The 22588-nt window shown below is 71.7% G+C and carries 18 protein-coding genes and 1 pseudogene; 13 read left to right on the top strand and 6 right to left on the bottom strand.

Annotation, left to right across the window (positions count from 1 at the left end):
* Positions 1-32 precede the first annotated feature (32 nt).
* The gene (locus tag ABZ911_RS16950) at positions 33-1232 is read right to left on the bottom strand and encodes a mandelate racemase/muconate lactonizing enzyme family protein (RefSeq protein ID WP_358056080.1); all 1200 of its coding nucleotides are present in this window, start codon (positions 1230-1232) and stop codon (positions 33-35) included.
* Positions 1233-1296: 64 nt separating this feature from the next.
* Here ABZ911_RS16950 and ABZ911_RS16945 point away from each other — a divergent pair.
* Positions 1297-1992: pseudogene (locus tag ABZ911_RS16945) on the top strand (alpha/beta hydrolase); the annotation flags it as partial.
* 35 nt (positions 1993-2027) lie between these two features.
* On the opposite strand, the gene ABZ911_RS16940 reads toward ABZ911_RS16945, so the two are convergent.
* A complete protein-coding gene (locus ABZ911_RS16940) occupies positions 2028-2879 on the bottom strand; it encodes a Gfo/Idh/MocA family oxidoreductase (protein ID WP_358056078.1) in 852 nt (283 codons plus the stop codon).
* A 149-nt stretch (positions 2880-3028) separates the two neighbouring features.
* Between ABZ911_RS16940 and ABZ911_RS16935 the strand changes: the two genes are divergently transcribed.
* Entirely contained in the window at positions 3029-4021 is a 993-nt protein-coding gene (locus ABZ911_RS16935) for a Gfo/Idh/MocA family oxidoreductase (RefSeq protein ID WP_358056076.1), read from the top strand.
* A 57-nt stretch (positions 4022-4078) separates the two neighbouring features.
* On the opposite strand, the gene ABZ911_RS16930 is transcribed toward ABZ911_RS16935, so the two are convergent.
* Both ABZ911_RS16930 and ABZ911_RS16925 read right to left on the bottom strand, forming a co-directional pair.
* Entirely contained in the window at positions 4079-5155 is a 1077-nt protein-coding gene (locus ABZ911_RS16930; protein WP_358056074.1) for a hypothetical protein, read from the bottom strand.
* Positions 5152-6801, bottom strand: a complete 1650-nt coding sequence (locus ABZ911_RS16925; RefSeq protein ID WP_358056072.1) for a right-handed parallel beta-helix repeat-containing protein — start codon at positions 6799-6801, stop codon at positions 5152-5154. Before ABZ911_RS16925 ends, ABZ911_RS16930 begins: the two co-directional genes overlap by 4 nt.
* Before the next feature lie 186 nt (positions 6802-6987).
* On the opposite strand from ABZ911_RS16925, the gene ABZ911_RS16920 reads away from it, so the two are divergent.
* From ABZ911_RS16920 to ABZ911_RS16900, 5 genes are read left to right on the top strand one after another with little or no spacing between them, the layout of a single operon-like run.
* A complete protein-coding gene (locus tag ABZ911_RS16920; RefSeq protein ID WP_358056070.1) occupies positions 6988-8277 on the top strand; it encodes an ABC transporter substrate-binding protein in 1290 nt (429 codons plus the stop codon).
* A gap of 1 nt (position 8278) precedes the next feature.
* Positions 8279-9241 carry a sugar ABC transporter permease gene (locus ABZ911_RS16915; RefSeq protein WP_358056068.1) on the top strand — a complete coding sequence of 321 codons (963 nt, stop codon included), beginning with the start codon at positions 8279-8281 and terminating at the stop codon, positions 9239-9241.
* A 17-nt stretch (positions 9242-9258) separates the two neighbouring features.
* Positions 9259-10104, top strand: a complete 846-nt coding sequence (locus ABZ911_RS16910) for a carbohydrate ABC transporter permease (RefSeq protein ID WP_358056066.1) — start codon at positions 9259-9261, stop codon at positions 10102-10104.
* Between the two features lie 9 nt (positions 10105-10113).
* A complete protein-coding gene (locus tag ABZ911_RS16905; RefSeq protein WP_358056064.1) occupies positions 10114-12543 on the top strand; it encodes a DUF4838 domain-containing protein in 2430 nt (809 codons plus the stop codon).
* Entirely contained in the window at positions 12540-13799 is a 1260-nt protein-coding gene (locus ABZ911_RS16900; RefSeq protein ID WP_358056062.1) for a mandelate racemase/muconate lactonizing enzyme family protein, read from the top strand. Before ABZ911_RS16905 ends, ABZ911_RS16900 begins: the two co-directional genes overlap by 4 nt.
* Before the next feature lie 8 nt (positions 13800-13807).
* Here the strand turns inward: ABZ911_RS16900 and ABZ911_RS16895 are convergent, their stop codons facing one another.
* Positions 13808-14536 carry a FadR/GntR family transcriptional regulator gene (locus ABZ911_RS16895; RefSeq protein WP_358056060.1) on the bottom strand — a complete coding sequence of 243 codons (729 nt, stop codon included), beginning with the start codon at positions 14534-14536 and terminating at the stop codon, positions 13808-13810.
* A gap of 196 nt (positions 14537-14732) precedes the next feature.
* On the opposite strand from ABZ911_RS16895, the gene ABZ911_RS16890 reads away from it, so the two are divergent.
* Genes ABZ911_RS16890 through ABZ911_RS16875 form a run of 4 tightly spaced genes read left to right on the top strand, consistent with a single transcriptional unit; the run spans position 14733 to position 18804 of the window.
* On the top strand, positions 14733-15908 hold the full coding sequence (locus ABZ911_RS16890) for a mandelate racemase/muconate lactonizing enzyme family protein (protein WP_358056058.1): 1176 nt from the start codon (positions 14733-14735) through the stop codon (positions 15906-15908).
* Entirely contained in the window at positions 15905-16777 is an 873-nt protein-coding gene (locus tag ABZ911_RS16885) for a dihydrodipicolinate synthase family protein (RefSeq protein WP_358056056.1), read from the top strand. The genes ABZ911_RS16890 and ABZ911_RS16885 overlap by 4 nt, the downstream gene beginning before the upstream one ends.
* Positions 16774-17796, top strand: coding sequence for an epimerase (locus ABZ911_RS16880; protein ID WP_358056054.1), 1023 nt, complete (start codon positions 16774-16776; stop codon positions 17794-17796). The genes ABZ911_RS16885 and ABZ911_RS16880 overlap by 4 nt, the downstream gene beginning before the upstream one ends.
* Positions 17797-18804, top strand: coding sequence for a dihydrodipicolinate synthase family protein (locus ABZ911_RS16875; RefSeq protein ID WP_358056052.1), 1008 nt, complete (start codon positions 17797-17799; stop codon positions 18802-18804).
* 4 nt (positions 18805-18808) lie between these two features.
* On the opposite strand, the gene ABZ911_RS16870 is transcribed toward ABZ911_RS16875, so the two are convergent.
* Positions 18809-19951, bottom strand: coding sequence for a mandelate racemase/muconate lactonizing enzyme family protein (locus tag ABZ911_RS16870; protein ID WP_358056051.1), 1143 nt, complete (start codon positions 19949-19951; stop codon positions 18809-18811).
* A gap of 157 nt (positions 19952-20108) precedes the next feature.
* Between ABZ911_RS16870 and ABZ911_RS16865 the strand changes: the two genes are divergently transcribed.
* Positions 20109-21080 carry a LacI family DNA-binding transcriptional regulator gene (locus ABZ911_RS16865; RefSeq protein ID WP_358056049.1) on the top strand — a complete coding sequence of 324 codons (972 nt, stop codon included), beginning with the start codon at positions 20109-20111 and terminating at the stop codon, positions 21078-21080.
* 105 nt (positions 21081-21185) lie between these two features.
* The gene (locus ABZ911_RS16860) at positions 21186-22550 is read left to right on the top strand and encodes an extracellular solute-binding protein (RefSeq protein ID WP_358056047.1); all 1365 of its coding nucleotides are present in this window, start codon (positions 21186-21188) and stop codon (positions 22548-22550) included.
* Positions 22551-22588: the final 38 nt, after the last annotated feature.

Genomic DNA, 22588 nt, shown 5'->3' with positions numbered 1-22588 from the left:
CCCGCACGCTCAAGAAAAGACCTAGGTCCTAATTAGTAGATCCCTGCCAGCGGCGGCCCCACGACGACGTGCCCATCGCGCACGGCCACCAGATCCGGCCTGCCCTCGGCCAGCCGGGCGTTGGCCTTCGGCGCGTACTGCCTGCTGTTGTACTCGAAGGCGGGCCAGGACGGTGAGAGCGCTGCGGCCAGCCGGGCGGAGTGCGCGAGGGCCACATCGACGGCGGTCAGGTCCTGGACCATGACCCGCAGCCCGTGCGCGCGGGCGTGCGCGAAGGCGGTGAGCGCCAGCGTCTGCCCCTTGGCCGCCTTGACGACCAGGCCGCTCCACCCGTGGTCCACCAGGTCGGCGAGGTCGCGCACGCCGGCGAGGCCCTCGTCGACCAGGACGGGGACCCGGCGGCCGATCGCCCGCATCCCCCGGGGGTCGGGCTCGGCGTCGCGCGGCACGGGCTGCTCCAGGTAGGCGACGGCGGCGTAGGCGGCGGGCGCGTCCACCCGGAGGGCGTCGAGCATCGCCACGACCCCGGCGGCCTCCCGGTAGCCCTCGTTCGGGTCGACGGACAGCGAGACCCGTCCGGGCGCCGTCCGTCTCAGCACGTCGTACACCTCGGCCACCCGCTTCGCGTCGTCGTCGGGGTCGGCGCCCGCCACCTTCACCTTGAGGTGGGCGATCCCCTCGGAGCGCACCCAGTCCCGCAGCGAGCGCCCCGAGCCCTCATCGTCGAGCGGATCGCCCACCCCGACCACGTGCTGCACGGGGAGCCGGTCGCGGCGGGCGGAGCCCGTGTGCTCGGGCGCGTACATGGACCACGCCGACCGGCCCGCCGCCCGCGCCCAGGCGTCGTGGACGGCGTTGTCGACCGCGCCCCGGGCGAGCGCCACGGCCAGGTCGGGCACCTCTCCGGGCGCGGAGGCCAGGTCGGCGTAGAAGTCGAAAGGGTCGGCGGGCCCCAGGTCGGTCACGGTCTCGGCGAGCCGCCGGGTCAGGTCACGGAGGGCGGCGTCGCGGGCCTCCCAGGTGGCGGCCGAGCGCGGCCACGCCCAGGGCACCGACAGCACGCTCGATCCCGTGCCCTCGGCGAGGCGGCCCGACCTGTCCTCGGCGGTCACCGTGACGAGGGCCAGGGTGAACCGGTCGACCGTCGCCCCCGAGAGCCGCAGCGGGTGATCGAGCGACACGTCCTGGAAGGTCGCGGCGGCCTCGCGTATCCGTATGTCCGTCGAACGCATCTCTTCCCCACTTAGGACCTAGGATCTTTCTTTCAGGCCATTGGACCACATCCAGGGAGGCGTCGTGAAGATCGAGACCGTGCCGTACGACCGGGAGCCGGTGCCTGGCCGCAGGCTCGATGTGCTCTGGCCCGCGGAGGCCGTCGCGCCCTATTCGCTCTGCTTCGTTCATGGGGGCGGCTGGACGTCGGGAGCGCCGGAGGCGTGGCACGAGCGGATGCGGGAGGCGGCTGGGCGTGGGGTGGTGAGCGCGTCGCTCGGCTACCGGACCGGGGAGCGGCTCGGCCCGCTCATGGACGATGTCACGGACGGCTACCGGCTCTTCCTGTCCCTGCTGGACAGCCAGGGGCTCGGCGACCTGCCCGTGGTGCTGGTGGGCAGCTCGGCGGGCGCGCACCTGGGGTCGCTCCTCGCCCTGGCCGGACCGTGGGCGGACGGCGGCCCGCGCCGCGTTCACGGCGCCGGGCGGCCCTGGCGGGAGCCCGCCGCGTGCGTCAGCCTCAACGGCCCCGGCACGCTGCGGCCGTGGCCGGACATGGACCCGGGGATCAAGGCCGCCGTCGAGCACCTGGCCGGCGCGCCGTCCGCGGACTTCGCCGCCGCCTCGCCGGAGACCCATGTGTCGCCCGGCGCCCCGCCGTTCCTGTTCGTCGTGGTCGGCAAGGAGCGGTACTTCCCGCACCCGCCCGTGTACGCCCTGGCCGAGCGCCTGGCCGAGGCGGGAGTCCCGGCCAGGGTGGTGCTGCTGCCCGAGGCCGAGCACGGCTTCTTCTACCGGCTCGACGCGCCAGGCGGTCAGCCGGCGCAGGCCGCGATCGACGCGCTGATCGCCTCCATCACCCGTACCGGAGCCAGCAGCTCCGCCTCGTCCAGCGGCGCCACGCCCGTCCGCGCCATCTCCAGGAACACCCGCAACGACGGCAGCGTGTAGTCCTTCGCCAGGACGACCGGCTCGGCCACGACCCCCTTCGTGCCGACCACCTCCAGATGGAACGGCACCGCCGCCTCCGGGCCGCGCTCGACGAGGTTGATCACCCCGTGCGCCGGCCCGGCGGGGACGACGGCGAGCACGGCACCGGGCAGCACGGACACGGCGGGCGCGGCGTCCGGCGGCGCGAGCAGGTGGAGCGCCATCTCCACCGCGTGCACGCCGTAGAAGGACACCCCGCCGTAGACGCTGTCGCGCTGGACCGGCCCGGTGGCCACCACCGTGCGGATCTCGCCGATCTCGGCCGCCCGCTCGCCCACGGCGGCCAGCGCGGGCGCCCACCTCAGCGCGCTGTAGGAGGTGACCGGCACGCCTCCCGCCCTGGCCGCGGCCAGGATCGCCTCGGCGTCGGCCACCGTGGTCGCCAGCGGCTTGTCCACCAGCACCGGCACCCCGGCCTTGAGCAGCGGTACGGCATGCGCCCGGTGCAGCGCGCCGTCCCTGTCCATCACGATCACCGCGTCGACCTGGCCGATCAGGTCTTCGGGCCGCTCGGCGACCGTCTCGACACCGCCGGTCTCGGCCAGGGCGGCGGAGCGCTCCGCCGTACCGCCGTGGATGGCGACGACCCGCGCGGACCCCAGCGCGTGCTCCAGGTTGAGGTGGCGCACGGCGTGGTCCGCGTGCGTGTTGTCGATCCCGATGATCCCCAGCCGCATTCCCTGCTCCTCTGGTAGCCCAATGTCCGGCAATCCTAGGACATAAGACATTTGATGGCCAGAAATGCGGCTTTCGCGCAGAAATCTTGACCCGGTCAGAGGGGCTAACTAAAGTCCTAGGTCATAGTTGCCGACACGAAGGGGGTTCCGTGCGATTCGGAATCGTTGGGTGCGGGGTCATCGGAGCGCTGCACGCGAGGCTGGTCGCGTCCCTGGAGGGCAAGGCGCGACTCGTCGCCGTCGCCGACACGGACCTCGGGCGGGCCGAGGCGCTCGCCGCGACGCACGGCTGCGACGCGGTCGGCGACCTCGACGCGCTGTACGCCAGGGACGACATCGACGCGGTCGTCATCTGCCTGCCGAGCGGACTGCACGCCGACGCCGCGGTGCCCGCGCTCAGGGCGGGCAAGCACGTCGTCATCGAGAAACCGATCGACATCACGCTCGCCGCGGCCGACCGGATCATCGAGGCGGAGCGCGAGTCGGGCAGGACCGTCACGGTGATCAGCCAGCGCCGGTTCGAGCCGTCCTTCCGCCTGGTGAAGGCGGCGATCGAGGCCGGGGAACTGGGGCGGCTCACCTCCGGGGCCGCCGAGGTGACCTTGTGGCGGCCGCAGTCCTACTACGACTCGGGAGGCTGGCGCGGCACCTGGGCGCTGGACGGCGGCGGCGCGCTGATGAACCAGGGCGTGCACGTGGTCGACCTGATGCTCGCGCTGCTCGGCCCGGCCGAGGAGGTCTCCGCGTACACCGGCCTGCTGGCGCACGAGGGCATCGAGGTGGAGGACACCGCGATCGCCGCGGTGCGGTTCGCCGGCGGCGCGCTGGGGCGGGTGTTCGCGACGACGGCGGCGCACGGCGGGGCGAGCGTCCGGGTCTCGGTGTTCGGCGACCAGGGGCACGCCGTCGTGGAGAACGAGGTCATCAGCAGCTTCAAGGTCGGCGACGACGACCGGATCTCCGGCGGCTCCCCCGCCCGGCTCGGCGCCGAGTCGCACCTGGCCCAGCTCGCCGACTTCGTCGACGCGGTCGCCGAGGGCCGAGCGCCCGAGGTCACCTCCGCCGACGGCCGGGCGGCGCTGGCGCTGGTCCTGGCCGTCTACGAGTCGGCCCGCGCCGGAACCCCTGTCAAGCCCGGCTGAGCGGAAAGGCGGGGAGCGTGGATCCGCACCCTCCCCGCCTTCCTGCGCGCTCCCCGCTCAAGCGGGAAAGCGGAACCGGTACGTCGCCTCCAGGTGCCAGGCGTCGCCCGCGGCCACCGGCTCCTGGTGGGGGTCGAAGACGCGCGTCGGGTAGACCTTGTTGTACTTCGCGCCGTCGTAGACCCAGAGCCCGCGACCGGCCGACCGCGTGTAGCCGCCGAAGAACTCGGGGCCGAGCTCCACCGACAGGCTCGCGCCGTTGGTGGTGTTGTACATCTGCACGCCGTAGCTGTCGGCGGAGGGCGCGTCGTGCCCCTCCGCCGCGATGTCGTACTCGCGGGCCTGGTCGAGGTAGCGCATCCGGGTGGTCACGTCGGCCGCCCTGATCGCCGGCAGCATCGCGCCGTAGGCGACGGACACCGACCGCTCGGCCCGCCAGTCGAGCCGCCACCGCAGCCCGAGCCCTCCGGCGGTGAACACGTGCCGCACGTGCAGGTCGCCGATCGGTGTCGGCGGGTCCGACAGGGGGTCGAACAGTTCGGTGTCCTGGGCCAGCTCGAAGGTGTCGAAGGCAGTGAGCGCCCCCGGCTCGGCGACCGGCACTGCGCGGCCGTCGGCCACCATGAGGAAACTCCGCAGCAGCTCGTGACCGTGCATGCCGCCGAGGTGGGACTGCTGCCCCGCCAGTTTGAAGGCGTATTCGTAGTTGGCGGGGGTGGTGAGTTCGATCGACGGCGCCTCGGCGCCGCCGGGGGACGGCGCGGAGGTGTCCGGCCGCAGGGCGGCGATGCCCTGGACGCGCCAGGCGTCCAGGCGTTTCGCCGGCACCGTGAAGCGCCGCACGTCGTAGCGGATCCAGCGCTGGCCCGGGTTCGCGCGCTGCCAGATCAGCAGCCTGGCGGGGCCGTCCTTCTCGACGTACAGCCCGTGAGCGGTGGCGGGTGGAAGGCCGGTCGCCGCGACCGTCCGCACTGCGGCGAGGGCGGGGGCGCTCGACACCGCCACCCCGGCGGCGGCCAGCGCGCCCGCCGCCGCCAGCAGGGACCTGCGTCCCACCCGCGACGGGGATTCCGCCGAGGACCGGCCCTCTTCCAGCGAGGACCGGCCCTCTTCCAACGGGAGGCGCACCGTCACGCCAGGTCTCCGACCTTGCGCCAGTCCGCCGCCGAGGCGGTGCCCGTGGCCACGTGCAGCGCGTTGCCCTGCAGGGCGAGCTGGCCCACGTAGGCGGGCGTCGCGGTGACGGACGTCGCCGTCGCCGAGCCGCCGAGCGGCTGCCAGGTGCCCGGCTTGCCCGCCGCCGTGCACACCCACTGCGGCGGTTGTCCCGCCGCCGGGTTGCGGAGCTGGACGACCATGCCCTTCTCCCAGTACCCCTCGGTGGGCAGCGCGTCCACGGTGACGACGAAGGAGAAGGTGATCCCCTCCACCGACCCGGCCCGGAACATGCCCTCCTTGTTGCCGGTCAGGGTGTTGGTCCCGATGTCCACCCCTCGGGTGCGCGGGTGGATGTACACGCCGTAGTCCTGGGTCTTGGTCTCCTGGTCGTCGAAGCAGCGGTTGCCGACGATGACGACGTTCTCCGCCTTGAAGCCCGACCTGGCGTAGGTGCGGATCCCGCCGCGCGGCTCCGGGTGGGCCGCGCCGCCGTAGTTCTGGTAGTTGTTGTAGACCACGTTGCCGGTCACGGTGACGTCGTTGGTCTGCCAGACGTTGATGCCGACCGTGTGGCAGTGCCCGATGATGTTCCCCGCGATCACCAGTTTCCTGCAGCGGTCGGTCGACAGCCCGGCGTCGCCGCCGAAGAACAGGGCGTTGCGCTCGAAGACGCCGTCGAAGATGTCGTAGATCGCGAAGAGGTCGGCGTTGCCGCCCTGGCCGTACGCCTTCTTGTTGCCGATGATCAGGTTGTCGAGGCCGCGGACGAACCTGTGCTTCTGGGCGGCGGGGTTGTTGCCGCCGCAGGTGATGTAGATCGGGTAGCCGACCTGGCCGGCCGTACCGCCGATGCGTTCGAGGCGGCAGCGGCTGATCGTGAGGTGCTCGGTGTGGGAGTCGACTCCGCCCAGCACGTGCATGCCGAACTGGGTCACGTCGTGCACGTCGCAGTCGTCGACGGTGACGTGCGTGGAGTTGCCCGCCACGTTGAGCCCGACGTAGGCCTTGGTCAGGCGGCAGCCGCGCACCTCGACGCGGTGGCAGTGCTCGAACCTGATCAGCGCGCTGGAGGCCACCCCCGGCGTGGGGACGTAGGTGCCCGCGCTGATCCCCTCGACGTGCAGGTTGTCCAACTGGACGTCGGTGCAGCCGACCAGGTGGACGCAGCGGGTCAGGCTGGGGCGCTCCTCGCACAGGAAGGTGAGGTTGCGCAGGGCGATCACCTTGGCGTCGCGGGCGTCCAGCACATAGCTCTCGCTGTACGACGCGGCCGTCACGATGGTCGCCCTGGCCCGGTCGGAGGCGATCGTCACCCCGCTCTTGAGGTGCAGCGGAGCTCCGACCAGGTACTTCTTGCCCACGGTGAGGCACACGGTGCCGCCTCCGGCCGCGGCCGCCGCGTCGATGGCCTTCTGCAGCGCGCGCGAGTCGTCGGCCACGCCGTTGCCGACCGCGCCGAAGTCGGCGGCGGAAAAGATGTTGGGGTCGTTGCCCTGGACGGCCGCCTGGGCGGAGGTGGCGGAGAGGGGGACGGCCACCGCCGCGGTGGCTCCGATCAGGCCCAGCTTGGCCAGGACGCGACGCCGGTCGGTGGGCTCGGGAGAAGAGAGGGGAAGTGTCACCGCAGGACCTTTCGAAGTAGGACCTAGGACGGAAGATGACCGGAATGTAGCCCCGCCGACATCCAGCGTCAAGAATCCCGTCTCCCGGGTGTGCCTCGAATCAGCTCTTGACCCACGGGAAAACCGCTGTAGCGTGGGCACACGCACATGGTCTGTCCTATGTCTTTATTGTGAAAGGCAGCGCGCATGATCTTAAGGAACGGGCGTTTCGCCGGCGTGACAGCGGTCGTGGTCGCCCTCTGCGCGACAGCCGCCTGCGGCGGCTCCAGCACGGAGACCGGCAAGGAGCTGACCATCTGGAGCATCTGGTCCGAAGGCGAACCCAACCAGAAGGTGCTCGCCGAGGCCGTCAAGGACTTCGAACGCGAGACCGGCGTCAAGGTCAAGGCGCACTGGAAGGGCCGTACGGCGATCAAGACCTTCCTGCCCAGCCTCAACACCGACAACGTGCCGGCCGACCTGATCGAGGGCAACCACCGGGAGCTCACCCGGCAGTTCGCGGCCACCAAGGGCGCCCTCGACCTGACCGACGTGTACGGCATGACGATCCCCGGCGAGCAGGCCACCGTCGCCCAGATCGTCGGCGACGCCTACCGGAAGATGGGCACCTCCGCCGACGGCGTCCTCGCGCAGGTGCCGTACCAGGTCTCCACCTACGGCTGGTTCTTCAACGGCAAGGACTTCCCCGAGCTGGTCGCCGCCCCGCCGAAGACCTGGCCCGAGTTCGTCGCCCTGCTCGACGCCCGCAAGGCCAAGGGCCGCGCGCCGCTGGGCCAGGACGGCAGCATCCCCAACTACAACCTCCGCTACCTGGAGCACTTCGCCCGCGCGCTGCTCGGCGACGCGGGCTGGCACGGGCTGGCCCCCGACAAGAGCGGCCAGGGCTGGCGCAAGCCCGAGGTGCTCAAGGCCGCCCAGATGGTCGAGGCCCTGGCCAAGGGCGGCTACTTCGCCCAGGGGTTCAACGCCGCCAAGTTCCCCGCCATGCAGCAGAAGTGGGCCAACGGCGAGTCCGACTTCCTCTACCAGGGCACCTACCTGCCCCGCGAGGTGGCGCCCTACGCCAAGCCCGGCTTCGAGTACCGCGCCTTCCGCTTCCCCTCGGTCGAGGGCAAGGCACCGACGATGAACGTGACCGCGACCGGGTTCGGCATCCCGAAGAAGGCGCGCAACGCCGCCGACGCCAAGCGCTTCCTCGCCTTCTTCCTGAGCAAGAGGTACCAGGACAAGATCTCGAGCGTGGCGCTGGAGATGTCGGTGCGCAAGGACGTGCCCGCCGCCCCCGAGGTCGCCGACCTCAAGACCGCCCTGGACGGCGGCGAGGTCAACGAGGCCGACGTCCTGGACATGGGCGACTTCAACAGCAAGGTGCTGCTGCCGCTGAACGACCAGTTGCTGTTCGGCAAGCTCACCGCGGCCGAGTTCACCGAGCGGCTGGCCGAGCAGGCGGCCGTCTACTGGAAGTCCAAGGGCTGAGATGACCGCACCCGTGCTGGACCGGACCACGACGACGAGACCGGCCAAGCCCGGCGCGAACCCGAGCGGGTCCAGCCCGTTCGAGACGTCCAGGCGGCGGATGGTCGGGCCGTTCCTCGCTCCGGCGCTCCTGGTCTACACGCTGGTGATGGTCGTGCCGAGCGTCTTCACGGTGTGGATCAGCTTCAACGACTGGGCGGGGGCCGGTCCGATGGAGTGGGCCGGCCTGGCCAACTACCAGGAGATGCTCCGCGACCCGGTGTTCGGGCAGTCGTTCGCGAACACCATGAAGATCCTCTTCGGGGTCGGCGGCGCGGTCTTCCTGATTTCGTTCGTGCTCACCATGCTGCTGCAGGACATGTTCGGCAGGAAGTTCGTCAGGGCCGTCGTCTTCTTCCCGAGCCTGGTGCCCGGCCTGGTGATCGCGATCCTGTGGGGGTTCATGCTGGACCCCGACGGGCTGGCCAACTCGGTGCTCAGGTCGCTGGGCGTCGAGGAGCCGCCGCTCTGGCTGGCGCCGGAGAACATGTTCGCCACCGTGATGGGCGGGCTGGCCTGGCTGGCGGCGGGCACCTACACGGTCATCTTCATGGCCGCCGCCGACCGCATCCCGCGTTCCTTCTACGAGGCGGCCGAGCTCGACGGCGCGTCCGCGATGCGCCGGTTCTGGCACATCACGCTCCCGCTGATGTGGGACGTCATCGGCGTGTGCGCGGTGCTCTGGGCGATCGGCGCGCTCAAGACGTTCGAGTTCGTGCTGGTCTTCGCCGGCGCCACCGGCAGCCTGCCGCCGACCAGCCTCTGGACGTTCTCCGTCTACGCCTACGCCGGCGCCTTCCCCTCCGACGGGATCCCGAGGTACGGCATGGCCTCCGCCGCCGCCGTCCTCACCATGCTGCTGACGGTCGTGCTGACCCTCCTGGTCCGGCGCGTCATGGGCCGCCGCGAACAGGTCGACTACTGAGAGCCAGGAGAGGCCCGATGACCACCCGCACGGCACGGCGCAGCCGTGGCCCGCTGTTCCTCATCGCCATGCCGCTGGCCTGGTCGCTGGCGGTGTTCGACCTGTTCGTCATCGGCTGGATGGCGCTGTCGTCGTTGAAGACCACCAGGGAGGTCGTGCACGACCCGTGGGGCCTGCCGGCCAGCCCGCAGTGGGGCAACTACACCGAGGCGTGGACGTCGGCCGCGTTCGGCGACGGCGTGCTGAACTCGCTGCTGCTGGTGACCGGCAGCGGCCTCGGCACGATCGTGCTGGCCGCGCCCGCCGCCTACGTGCTGTCGCGCTTCCGCTGGCGGCTGTCCGGGCCCGTCACCGTGTACTTCGCGATGGGCCTCGGCATTCCCGGCCCGGCCATCATGATCCCGATCTACCTGGGTCTCGACCGGCTCGGCCTGATCGACTCGCTGGGCGGCCTGCTGGTCGTCTACATCGCCACCAACCTGCCCTTCTCCGTCTTCTTCCTCACCGCGTTCTTCGCCTCCCTCCCCCGCGAGCTGGAGGAGGCGGCGGCGCTGGACGGGTCGGGGCCGTACCGCACCTACTGGCGCATCATGTTGCCGCTGACCCGCTCCGGCCTGCTGGCGCTGTTCATCCTGCAGGCCATCGGCGACTGGGGTGAGACGTTCTTCGCGCTGTCGTTCCTGCAGGAGAAGAAGACGATCTCGCTCACCCTGCTCAACTTCGTGCAGACCATGCAGTACACCGGCGCGCGCTGGTCGGTGCTGTTCGCCGGGATCTGCATCATCGTCATCCCCCTGCTCCTGCTCTACCTCTGGATGAGCAGCCGGCTCATCGAGGGCATCGCCGCGGGCTACGGGAAGTAAGGAGTCCACATGCGGTACTTCGACCGGCGTCAGGTCCTCGGCCTCACGGGCGCCGTCGCCGCCCTGCCGCTGCCTTCGTGGGAGTGGCGCGGGCGCCCGCCGCTGCCCGTCGTCGAGTCCGGTCAGGCCCGCGCCGCCGTACTGGCCGCACCCGGGGCGGAGGCGGCGGCCGACGAGCTGGTCGCCTATGTCGAGCGGGCCACGGGGGTGCTCCTGCCCAGGACGCCGGCCCCGGGCGGCGGCCAGACGCTCATCCTGATCGGCTCTCCCGGGCCGGATCCTGCGGTGCCGGGGCTGCTGGCGGCGCTGGATCGCGACGGCTTCCTCATCAGGCCGTACCAGGGGACGATCGCCGTCGTCGGGCCGAGCGCGACCGGCACCGCCAACGGCGTTCGCGGCTTCCTGGAGCGGTATCTCGGTGTGCGGTGGCTGCTGCCCGGCCCGGACGGCGACGACGTGCCCGCGCGCACGACGGTGCGTGTCCCGTCCAGCCCGGTCCGCGAGGAGCCGTCGTTCACCCAGCGCTCGCTCAGCCCGCTACGCGACCAGAGGTTCCCGCTCCAGCGGCAGTGGGCCGAGCGCAACCGGCTGCAGGGCGTCGGCACCGAGCCCATCGCCTTCCACCACAACCTGCACAACCTCTTCCCCGTCGACCGGTACGGCCAGAGCCACCCCGAGTACTACCCGAACGGCAGGCCGCCGCGCGCCGGGGTGCTGACCGGCTGGCAGCCCGCCTTCTCCGTGCCCGGCACGATCGACGCCGCGGTCACCGGCATCCTGGAGTACTTCGCGGCCAACCCCGCCGCCACCTCCTTCTCCCTCGGCGTCAACGACGGCGAGGGCTACGCCGAGCCCGACCCGGTGCCCGCCTACTACGCCTGGGTCAACCAGGTCGTGGAACGGGTCCTCGCCCACCACCCGGACAAGTGGTTCGGCCTGCTCGCCTACCGCAAGCTGGAGACCCCTCCCGCGTTCGCGCTGAACGGCCGGGTGGTGCCGTTCCTGACCAAGGACCGGTTCGCCTGGGTGGACGCCGCCGAGCAGGCCGCCGGGCACGCGCTGACCGACCGGTGGCTGGCGGTCAGCCGGCGGCTCGGCTTCTACGACTACCTGTACGGCGCGCCGTACCTGCTGCCGAGGGTGTATCCGCACCGGTACGCCGAGACCCTCCGGTACGCGCACCGCAAGGGTGTCGTCGCGCACTACGCCGAGATCTACCCGAACTGGGGCGAAGGCCCGAAGCCGTGGGTCACGGCCAAGCTGCTGTGGAACGCGAACGCCAAGGTCGACACGCTGCTCCGCGAGTGGTACGAGCGGGCTGTCGGACCGGCCGCGGCCGGTGACCTGGCCGCCTACTACCGGATCTGGGAGCGGTTCTGGACCGAGGAGGTGCCGCGGGCGAGCTGGTTCCAGCCCGGGGCCACCTACCAGTCGTTCAACCTGCCGCAGTACCTGGAGCTGGTCCAGGAGGCCGAGCTGCTCCGCAGCCGGGCGCTGCTCGACGCGGCGGTGGCCAAGGCGGCTACCCCGGCCCAGAGCGCCAGGGCGAAGCTGCTGCGCCGGTCGTTCGAGTTCTACGAGGCCTCGGCGCTCAGCTACCCCAAGCAGGTGGCCGCCCCCGCCGACCAGGCGGGCGCGACGGCGCTGCTGCGCGGCGGCGTCGACACCTTCCAGCGCCGCCTCGACCTGGCCGCCCACCGCCTGCGGCTCATCAAGGACTTCGCCGCCGACCCCGTCCTGGTGCTGCCGTGGAACCCGGCCTCGATCGTCAACCTCAACTGGACCGGCTGGAACCCGGCGGAGTACTGGAGCCTGGTGGACTACCTCAGGCGGCACGAGCCGGCGGGAGGACCGCTCACCGACCTCGCCCGTGACCTGGCCGCGAACCACCCCACCGGCGGCGGGCGCGGCTACGCCGACCTGATCCTGCGCGGGGTGGGCGTCCCCTCCAGGGTGGCCAACCCGTCGTTCGAGAGCGGCGCGGCCGACGCCGAGTCCTGGCGGCTGCTGCCCCGCTCGAACGGCACCCGCGCCGTCGCCAGGGTGACGGGCGACGCCGCCACGGGCACGGCCGTGCTGCGGGTGAGCGGGCGCGGCTGGGGCGGGCCGAGCCAGGTCATCGACGTGGACCCGGGGCTCGCCCGGCTCACCGCCGTGTACCGGGCGCCCGCCGGCACCTCGGCCTCGGTGCAGCTCGCCCTCGACCTGCTCGACGCGGCCGGCACCATGATCCCGGGCAGCTCCGTCCGTTCCCCCGTGATCCCCCTGCGGGGCACCGGCGCCTGGACTCCGCTCCTGCTGGACACCGAGATCCCCGACAAGGCCCGTGACGTCCCCGTCGACAAGGTCGAGCTCGTCTTCCTGGTGGACAGCGCCGGCGACGTCACGGTGGACTTCGACGACGTCGCCCTCTACACCATCCCCAAGGGACAGCTATGAGCCTGCGTGTCACCGGCGTGGAGCGGATCACCCTCCACGTCCCCTTCCGCGAACGCTCCCGCCCGTGGAACGAGATCCTGGTCGCCGAGTTCGGCGTGGTCGAGGTGGTGCGGGTCCGCACCACCTCCCCCGGCCTGGTCGGGTACGGCGAGAGCCTCCCGCACTACACCTGGGCCAAGACCACGGACGAGGCGATCGCCAGGGTGGTCGGCCGCCATCCGGCGGAGCTGATGGCCGACGACGGCCTCGGCGCCGGCCTGCAGATGGCGCTCTACGACGTGGTGGGAAAGGCCCTCGAAGTGCCGGTGCACCAGTTGTTCGGCCAGCCGCTCGTGCGGCAGTGGTGCCCGCTGGCCTGGTGGAGCACCAAGATGCCGCCGGAGGTGCTGGCCGAGGAGGCCAAGGACGCCCTCACCGAGGGCTACACCGCGCACAAGCTCAAGGCCCGCCCCTGGTTCGACGTCCACGAGCAGGTCGCCGCGATCTCCGCGGTGACCCCGGAGCACTACGAGCTCGACATCGACTGGAACGGCATGCTCCGCACGCCGGGCTCGGCCGTCGAGGTACTGCGCGAGCTGGACCGGCAGCCGCGGGTGGCGATGTACGAGTCGCCGGTGCTGCAGTCGGACGTCGCCGGGCAGCGGGCGGTGAGGGCGAAGGTGGACCGGCCGATCGTCGAGCACTACGCCAAGAACCTCTTCCCGCTGTGGATGCGCGAGGACGCGATCGACGGGTTCGTCTCGTGCAACGCCGGGGTGTCCGGCACGATCGCCCAGGGCTTGCAGGCGACCGCGTTCAACAAGGACCTCTTCCTGCAGATCGTCGGGCCGGGGCTGACCACCGCGTGGACGCTGCACTTCGGCGCGGTGCTCACCCATGCCCGCTGGCCCGCCGTCACCTGCCTCAACGTCTACGCCGACGATCTGGTGCTCGACCCGATCGTGGTGCGGGGCGGCTACGCCCGGGTGCCGGAGGGGCCGGGGCTGGGCGTGCGGTTCGACGAGGACGCGCTGGAGCGCTGGCGGGTGACCGACGGCTTCGTGCCGGTGACGCCGCGCAGGCTGCTCAGCTTCCGGCTCGGCGACGGGCGGGTGCGGCACTACGCGGGTATCCAGCAGCTCTTCCAGGAGTGCAGGTATGTCGGGAACCTGCCGGTCCAGCCGCGCGGCGCGAGCCTCGGGGTGCTCGACGACGACGGCTCGGCCGAGTTCGAGGCCCGCTACCGGAGGGCGGAGCGGGAGCCGATCTGGGAGTAGCCGGGCCGCTAGTCCTCGTCGCCGCGGAAGCGGCGCTGGACGCGCTCCAGGTGCGCCCGCATCTGCTGCTCGGCCAGCGCCGCGTCGCCGGTGCCCAGGCCGAGCAGCAGCGCCCGGTGCTCGGCGTCGCTTTCGGCGTGGGTCTCCCCCAGGTACTCCGTCAGCTCCTTGCCCCGCTCGCGCTCGGTCGCCAGCACGTCGGACAGGGCCTCGATCACGCCGCTGAAGAACCGGTTGCGGGCCGCCTTGACGACGCCGATGTGGAAGGCGAGGTCGAGCTCGACCCGTCGGCGAAGGTCGTCGCCGACCTGCTCCACCTCGTCGAGCAGGGCCCGCAGGTCCTCCAGCTCCGGCTCGGTGATGCGGGTCGCGGCCAGTCCCGCGGCCTTGGTCTCCAGGGCCAGCCGCATCTCGACGAGCTCGTCTATGGCCGACCCGTCGGCCTGCATGGCCAGCCTGAAGTAGCTGTGCACGGCGACCGGGCGCAGCTCGCTGACCACCGCTCGTTTGCCCTGGCGGGTGCGGATGACGCCCTGCTGGCTGAGCGAGCGGAAGGCGTCGCGCACGACGCGCTGGCTCACGCCGTACTCGTCGGCCAGTTTGGCCTCCGAGGGCAGTTCGGCGCCCTCGGTGAGGCCATGGCGCCGGATGTGCTCGGCGATCATGGCTGCGACACGCGTGCCGAGCAGTGCGCGGTCGCGCGGCATCGCGTCCGCGCCGGAGGACGGTTCGGTCACGGACAAGCACCTCTCCACTAAAGACCTATGTTCCAGGCAAGCGTAGACCATGCGCTCCCTCCTGAGGGCCGTCACAGCAATCCCGGGGTCGATCGCTTGGGCGCGGTCACGAAGATCACGGGCTAACTTCAGACTCTTGACTTAGGTCCTTTCTCTTCGGAGGATGAGGAAACCCTCTCTCCGAAGGAGCCAGCGCATGCGCGTGACCGCCGTCAGGCAGTGGATCGCCGAGTTCGGGTACTACAACGCGATCTACGTCCGGATCGAGACCGACGACGGGGTGGCGGGGGTGGCCGAGGTCGCCATGCGCCGCCGTACCCGGGCGGTGTCGTCGATCATCGAGGAGCTCGGCGAGTACCTCGTCGGCAAGGACCCCACCCGCATCGAGCAGCACTTCGAGCGGATGTACCGCGACTCCTTCCTCGGCGGCACGCTGCTGACGATCGGCATCTCGGCCATCGACGTGGCGCTCTGGGACCTCAACGCGCGGGCGCTCGGCGTGCCGGTGCACCGGCTGCTCGGCGGCAAGTTCCGCGACTCCGTGCCGGTCTACACGCACGCCAGGGCCACCGAGACGCCCGAGCAGTTCGCCCAGGAGATCGCCGACCGCATCGCGATGGGCTTCACCGCCATCAAGACCACGCTGCCGGGGTTCTACACCAAGGTGTCCAGCGTCCACCACGAGACGCCCGCGGCGATCCCCGCCCGGCACACCGAGACCGAGCTGCTGCCCAACTGGATCTGGCCGCTGATGGCCGAGTACTTCGGCGCGGCCCGTGAGGTGGCCGGGCCCGACGTGCACCTGATGCTGGACTGCCACGGCCGGTTGAGCGTCGCGAACGCGCTTCGGCTGTGCGAGGTGCTGGAGCCGTACAAGCTGACCTTCATCGAGGAGCCGGTGCCGCCGGAGCGGCCGGAGTGGCTGGCCGAGGTGAACCGCAGGTCGAGCACGCCGATCGCGGCCGGTGAGCGGTGGGCGGGTCCCTACGCGGCGGCGCCGTTCCTGGAGCAGCGGGCGCTGGCGGTCGCGCAGCCGGATGTGATCTTCTGCGGCGGGCTGACCGCGGCCAAGCGCATCGCCACCCTCGCCGAGGCCAACGCGATCTCCATGGCCTTCCACAACCCGTTCGGGCCGCTGGCCAGCGCGGCGACCTGGCAGCTCGCCGCCACGCTGCCGAACCTGCTCATCTGCGAGTCGATGCTCACCCCCGAGCAGCTCGTCTACTGGGACCGCTACACCGACAACCCGCCGCAGGTTCGCAACGGCGAGTGGGTGGTCACCGACGAGCCGGGGCTGGGACCGCAACTGCGCATCGAGGAGATCGTCAAGCACCCGTTCAGGCCCGAGTACGACCAGGGCGGCACCCGATGAACGGCGTGTGGCCGGCGGCGCTGACGATGTTCGGCGCCGACGAGCGGCTCGACGAGGACGCCACCGCCGCCCACCTGGACCGGCTCATCGCCGACGGCGCGCACGGGCTGGTGGTCGGCGGCACCAGCGGCGAGTTCGTCGCGCTGACCGACCTCGAACGGCAGCGGCTGCTGGAGGTCGCGATCGAGACCGCGGCCGGCCGGGTGCCGATCCTCGCGGGCACCGGGGCGTACGGCACGGCCCGGACCGTCGCGCTGACCCGGCACGCCGAGGCGGCGGGCGCGGCGGCGGCGCTCGTCGTACTGCCCTACTTCCAGCGCCCTTCCCGGCGCGAGATCCTCGGCCACTACCGCACGGTCGCGGCGGCCACCGCGCTGCCACTCTGGGTCTACAACATCCCGGCCAACGCCGCCGTCGAGGCGCTGTCCACCGCGGACCTCACCCGGCTGCACCAGGAGGGGGTGGCCGCGGGCGTCAAGAGCACGCTGCCGACCGTGCACCAGATCCACGAGCTGCTCGACGCGACCGGCGAGAGCTTCCGGGTGTTCTACGGCGGCTTCACCGCGCCGCTCGAAGCGCTGGCCGGCGGGGCGCACGGCTGGATCAGCGGGCTGCTCAACGTGGTGACCGCCGACGCGGTCGCGTTGCGGGAGAGCGTGCTGGCGGGCGACCTGCCGAAGGCCAGGGCGCAGTGGGCCCGGCTGCTGCCCTTCCGCCGCCTGGTCACCGACCCGGTGGTGCCCGGCGCGGGCGACCTGGCGATCTACCGGGGGCTGCTGCGGATCTGGGGCCGTCCCGCCGGGTACTGCAGGCCACCGCTGCGCGACCTCGACGCGGCCGAGCTCGCGATCCTGGAGAAGTCGCTGTGATCGGCTCGGAGGAGGAGCTCGACGACCTGCTCAGCACGCCGTCCGCCGGGCTGGCCGCCGACCTGGCGGCGGGCTCCGGCGACCTGGCGGTGCTGGGGGCCGGCGGCAAGATGGGGCCGTCGCTGTGCCGCCTCGCCCGCCGCGCCCTGGACGCCGCGGGGCGTACCGGCGACCAGGTGTACGCGGTGTCGCGCTGGTCCGACCCGGCCGCCGCGCGGTCGCTGGCCGCCCACGGCGTCCGGCCCGTCGCCTTCGACCTGCTGTCGGGTGCCGACCTGGGGGCGCTGCCCGATGCCGCCGACGTGGTGTTCATGGTGGGCGCCAAGTTCGGCACGGGCACCGCGCCGTACCTGGCCTGGGAGGTCAACGCCGCCCTGCCCTCGGCCGTGGCGCGGCGCTACCCGAAGGCGCGCATCGCGGCCTTCTCCACCGGCAACGTCTACCCGTTCGTCCCGGTCTCCTCCGGCGGGTGCGCGGAGGAGGATCCGGTCGGGCCCGTCGGCGAGTACGCGATGAGCTGCCTCGGCCGCGAGCGGGTGTTCCAGCACGCCGCCGCCACCCGGGGCACGCCGCTCGCCCTCATCCGCCTCAACTACGCCCTCGACCTGCGGTACGGCGTGCTGGCCGACCTCGCGCTCGCCGTACGGGCGGGGCGGGCGGTCGACCTGACCACCGGGCACGTGAACGTGGTCTGGCAGGGCTACGCCAACGAGGTCGCGCTGCGCCTGCTGCGGCACGCGGCGCCCCACCCCTTCGTGGTGAACCTGACCGGGCCCGAGACCGCCTCCGTGCGGGCGATCGCCACCGGGTTCGCCGCGTCGTTCGGCGTGGAGGCCGTCTTCGCCGGTGTGGAGGCCCCGACCGCGCTGCTCAGCGACGCCTCGCTCTGCCACCGCCTGTTCGGCCTGCCGGAGGTGTCGCTGGAGACGCTCGTGGACTGGCAGGCCGGCTGGATCGCCTCCGGGCTGCCGGTCTCCGGCAAGAACACCAGGTTCGACGTGCGCGACGGGAGATTCTGAATGTCACTGGACGTGCTCCGCGAGGGTGCGGTCATCCCGGCCCACCCGCTGGCGCTCACCGAGGGTCGCAGGCTCGACGAGCGGCGGCAGCGGGCGCTGACGCGCTACTACCTGGCCGCGGGCGCGGGCGGGCTGGCCGTGGGCGTGCACACCACCCAGTTCGAGATCAGGCGGGCCGGTCTGCTGCGGCCGGTGCTGGAGCTGGCGGCCGAGGTGGTCGACGCCGAGGCGGGGCGGCCCGTGGTGAAGGTCGCGGGCGCGTGCGGCGGCACCGCCCAGGCCGTCGCCGAGGCCGAGCTGGCCGCCTCGCTCGGCTACCACGCCGTCCTGCTGTCCCCCGTCGTGCCCGGCGCCGACGAGGAGGACCTGCTGGCCAGGGCGAAGGCCGTCGGCGAGGTGCTGCCGACGATCGGCTTCTACCTGCAGCCGGCCATCGGCGGGCCCTCGCTCTCCCGCGACTTCTGGCGCAGGCTCGCCGACCAGCCGTCCACCGTGGCGGTCAAGCTCGCGCCCTTCGACCGCTACCGGACGCTGGAGGCCGTCCACGGGATCGTCTCGTCCGGCCGCGGTCAGGAGGTGGCGCTGTACACGGGCAACGACGACCACATTCTCGGCGACCTGCTCGGCGAGGTCGCGGGCCGCCGCTTCGCCGGGGGGCTGCTCGGCCAGTGGGCGGTGTGGACGCGGGCGGCCGTGCGGCTCTTCGACCAGGTACGGGCGGCCCGCTCCGGCGACACCGCGGCCCTCGCGTCCCTGGTCGGTTCCTCCGCCGCCGTCACGGACGCCAACGCCGCCGTCTTCGACGCCGCGCACGGCTTCCGCGGCTGCATCGCCGGGGTGCACGAGGTGCTGCGCCGCCAGGGACTGCTGGCCGGGGTGTGGTGCCTGGACCCGGCGGAGGGGCTGTCGGAGGGCCAGGCGGACGAGCTCACCCGCGTGTGCGCGGCCTACCCGTGGCTCACCGACGACGCCTTCGTCGCCGAACACCTGGACCACTGGCTCCGCTGACCTGTCACCAGTTGGTGAAGGCGCCGTCCGGGGAGCGCAGATGCGGCCGCTCGGCGGCGACGGCCTGGTAGCGCCTGGCCGCCGCCCGGTCGATGTCGACGCCCAGGCCGGGCAGCTCGGGCAGCTCGACCCGGCCCGCGCGGATCACCGGCCTGGCGGTGAACAGCGCGTCGATGGCGGGTTCCGGCTGGGCCTGGTGCTCCTGCACGGCGACGTTCGGGCAGGCGAGATTGAGGTGTAGCGAGGACGCGGCGGTGACCGGGCCGAGCGGGTTGTGGGTGGCGAGCTTGATGTAGTGCGCCTCGCACATCGCCGCGATCTTCTTCGCCTCGGTCAGCCCGGCCGCGACGCCGACGTCGACCCTGGCGTAGTCGATGAGGTCGCCTTCGACGAGCCGCTGGAACTCCCACTTCGAGCCGAACTGCTCCCCCGCCGCCAGCGGCACCGCCGTACGGGATCTGAGCATGCGGTAGCTGTCGAGGCCCTCGCCGCGCAGCGGGTCCTCCACGAAGTACGGCCTGGCCGCCTCGATCTCGCGGCACAGGGTGAGCGCCTCGGGCGGGTCCAGCCTGGTGTGCACATCGAGGATGAGCTCGACCTCGTCGCCGACGGCCGCGCGCATCTGGTGGAACAGCTCGATGCCCGCCCGCATGGAGGCCCGCTGGTCGAGCACCCCGTCGGCCGCGTGCGGTACGGCGAAGCGCAGGTGCCGCCACCCCTGCCCGGCCAGCGCCCGCGCCTTGTCCAGGAAGCGCTCGCGATCGTGGTAGTCGTCGCCCAGGTGCGTGTAGGCCGGAACGTGGTCCCTGACACGGCCGCCGAGCAGGTCGTACACCGGCACGCCCAGCGCCTTGCCTCTGATGTCCCACAGCGCCACGTCCACGGCCGCGATGGCCGCCGACAGGAACCGGTCGGCGGGGAAGAAGCCGCGCCGGAACATCACCTGCCACAGGTGCTCGATCCTGGTCGGATCCTCGCCGACGATCAGCTCGCCGAGGTGCTCGAGACCGCCCGCGACCGCTTTCTGCCGCGATCTGATGCCCACCTCGCCGAGGCCGTGGACGCCCTCGTCGGTGTCGAGCACCAGCAACATCATGCTGTCGCCGTGGTCGGGCAGGGTCAGCACTTCCCAGCCGGTGATCTTCATGAAGACTCCTATGAAAACGTTCCCGAGAATCTCAGAAACGCATCATGACACCACGCCGCCGTTTTGGACAGACATGCTTTTTTCATCGGCATTACGCTCTTGACGCTTCCGGGAACGTTTGCGAGCATCCTCCATACCAGCGACACAGGAGGCCGAAGTGGCGGTAACGATCAGGGAAGTGGCGAGCGCCGCCGGCGTTTCGGTCTCGACCGTCTCCCGCGCGTTCACCGCGCCCGACCAGGTGCAGCCCCAGACGCTGCAGCGAATCCTCGACGTGGCCGGCAGGCTCGGCTACGCCCCGAACCCGGCCGCCCGCTCGCTCCGCGGCGGCAGCACAGGGTCGCTCGGGCTGATCATCCCCGACATAAGCAACCCGTTCTTCCCGCCCATCTTCAAGGCGATGCAGGCCAGGGGCCGGCGTCAGGGCTACACGATCCTCGCCGCCGACACCGACGAGCGGGAGTTCGACGAGCTCGAGACGATCGCCGCCGTCTCCAAGCGGGTCGACGGCCTGATCCTGTGGGCCTCGACGCTGGGCGAGGAGAGGCTGCGCGGGCTCGCGGCGGAGATCCCCGTCGTCCTGGTCAACCGGCACGTGCCCGGCATCCCCGAGCTGCGCATCTCGTTGTCGGCCGGGATCGCCCAGGCCGCCGAGCACCTCAAGGCCTACGGCCACACCCGCTGCGTCTTCGTCAACGGCTCACGGCCCGAGCAGAGCCGCGGCAAGTCCATCCGAGAGTCGTTCGAGTCGCACGAGCTGTCGCTCGTCGAGCTCGGCCCCTACGAACCCCGCTTCGAGACCGGCCTGCACGCGGCGACCCTGGTCGCCTCGGGCGAGGCCACCGCCGTGCTCGCGCACAACGACCTGGTCGCCCTCGGCGTGCTGCACCAGCTCGCCAAGCTCGACGTCAGGGTCCCCGGCGACGTGAGCGTGATCGGCATCGACGACACGCTGCTCGCCGCCACGTCCACCCCTTCGCTCACCACCATCAGGATCTCCGCCGACGAGATCGCCACCCAGGCCACCGACCTGCTCATCGACACGATCGGCGGCCGGGGTGAGGGGCGCGTCGTCGAAATCGGCTCCCGCCTGATCCCCCGCGCGTCCACAGGCCCCGCCCCGCGCTAGCCCTCCTTTCGCCACGGCGCGGCCGGACGAACGCCAGGCAAACGTGCCGCACGCCCATCACCCATGCCCTCTTTATCCTGCTATGACCTAAATGCGGGAGTCATCATGAAGCACACCGCCGCCCTCCTCGGCTGCGCCATCCTCGCCACGACGCTCGCCGCCTGCGGCTCCTCCTCCTCGCCGGAGGCGTCCGGCACCACCGTGATCCGCGTCCAGGGCATGCCGCCCGCCACGGACAAGCCGGGACTGGCCCAGTTCGAGAAGCTGATCGCCGACTTCCAGCGGCAGAACCCCGGCATCAGGGTCGAGGGCTCGACCACGACCTTCGACCCGCTCACCTTCTCCGCCAAGCTCGCGGGCGGCCGGGTCGAAGAGGTCATCAAGGTCCCGCTCACCGAACCGCAGGGACTCATCGCCCGCAAGCAGGTGCAGCCGTTGACCGCCGAACTCGGCAAGTGGGCGCACTACAAGGAGTTCAACCCGCAGGTCCTGCAGCCGCTCAGCGACCCCTCCGGCCAGGTGTACGGCGTGCCGCAGGCGCCGTTCGCCCAGGGCCTGGTCTACAACCGCGCCCTGTTCACCAAGGCCGGGCTCGACCCCGACAAGCCCCCGGCGACCTGGGACGAGGTGCGCGCGGCCGCCAAGCAGATCGCCACCAAGACCGGCAAGGCCGGGTTCGTCCACGAGTCGAAGAACAACCAGGGCGGCTGGCAGCTCGCCATGCTCACCTACGCGCACGGCGGCGAGATCGAGAAGGCCGGCGGCGGCGGGTACGTGGCCGCGTTCAACGCCGACCCGGCGAAGAAGGCGCTGAACCTGCTCAAGGAGATGCGCTGGACCGACGACTCGATGGGCGACAACCAGCTCAACGACCAGAACGACGTCATCAAGCGGTTCGCCGCCGGCGAGATCGGCATGTACATGGGCACGCCCGGCACCTACCGCCTGGCCAAGATGACCTACGGCATGGAGGACATCGACGCGTTCGGCATCGGCGCGCTCCCCCAGGCCGGCGGGAACGCCACACTCACCGGCGGCGACGTCTACCTGGTGCCCAAGTCCGTGAGCGCGGAGAAGGCGGCGGCCGCGGTGAAGTGGCTGCTGTTCGCCTACGCCCAGCCCGCCTACGACACGACGGCCGCCGCGGACCGGGCCAAGCAGCTCGCCGCCGACCCGAAGTCCGCGGTCGGCGTGCCGACGCTGCCGATGTTCACCGCCGCGCAGCAGGCGAAGATCGATGAGGCGATCAAGCCGTACGTCAACGTGAAGCTGGAGCACTTCAAGCCCTGGCTCGACGGCACGCCCGCCCTCGCCCTGCGGCCCGAGCCGCCGGTGCGGGCCCAGCAGGTCTACGCGGTGCTCGACACGGTCGTGCAGGCGGTGCTGACGAACGAGGAGGCCGACGTCGACGCCCTGCTCGCGAAGGCGGAGACCGACGTCAACGCCAAGCTCGCCGCCGCCCAGCAGTGAAGACCGTCACCGCTCCACCACCGGTCACGCGGGCGACG

This window comes from Nonomuraea sp. NPDC046570, from assembly GCF_040645915.1.
Classification (GTDB): Bacteria; Actinomycetota; Actinomycetes; order Streptosporangiales; family Streptosporangiaceae; genus Nonomuraea.
Note: the sequence above shows the minus strand (reverse complement) of the source record. Positions and strands in the feature narration are given on the sequence as shown.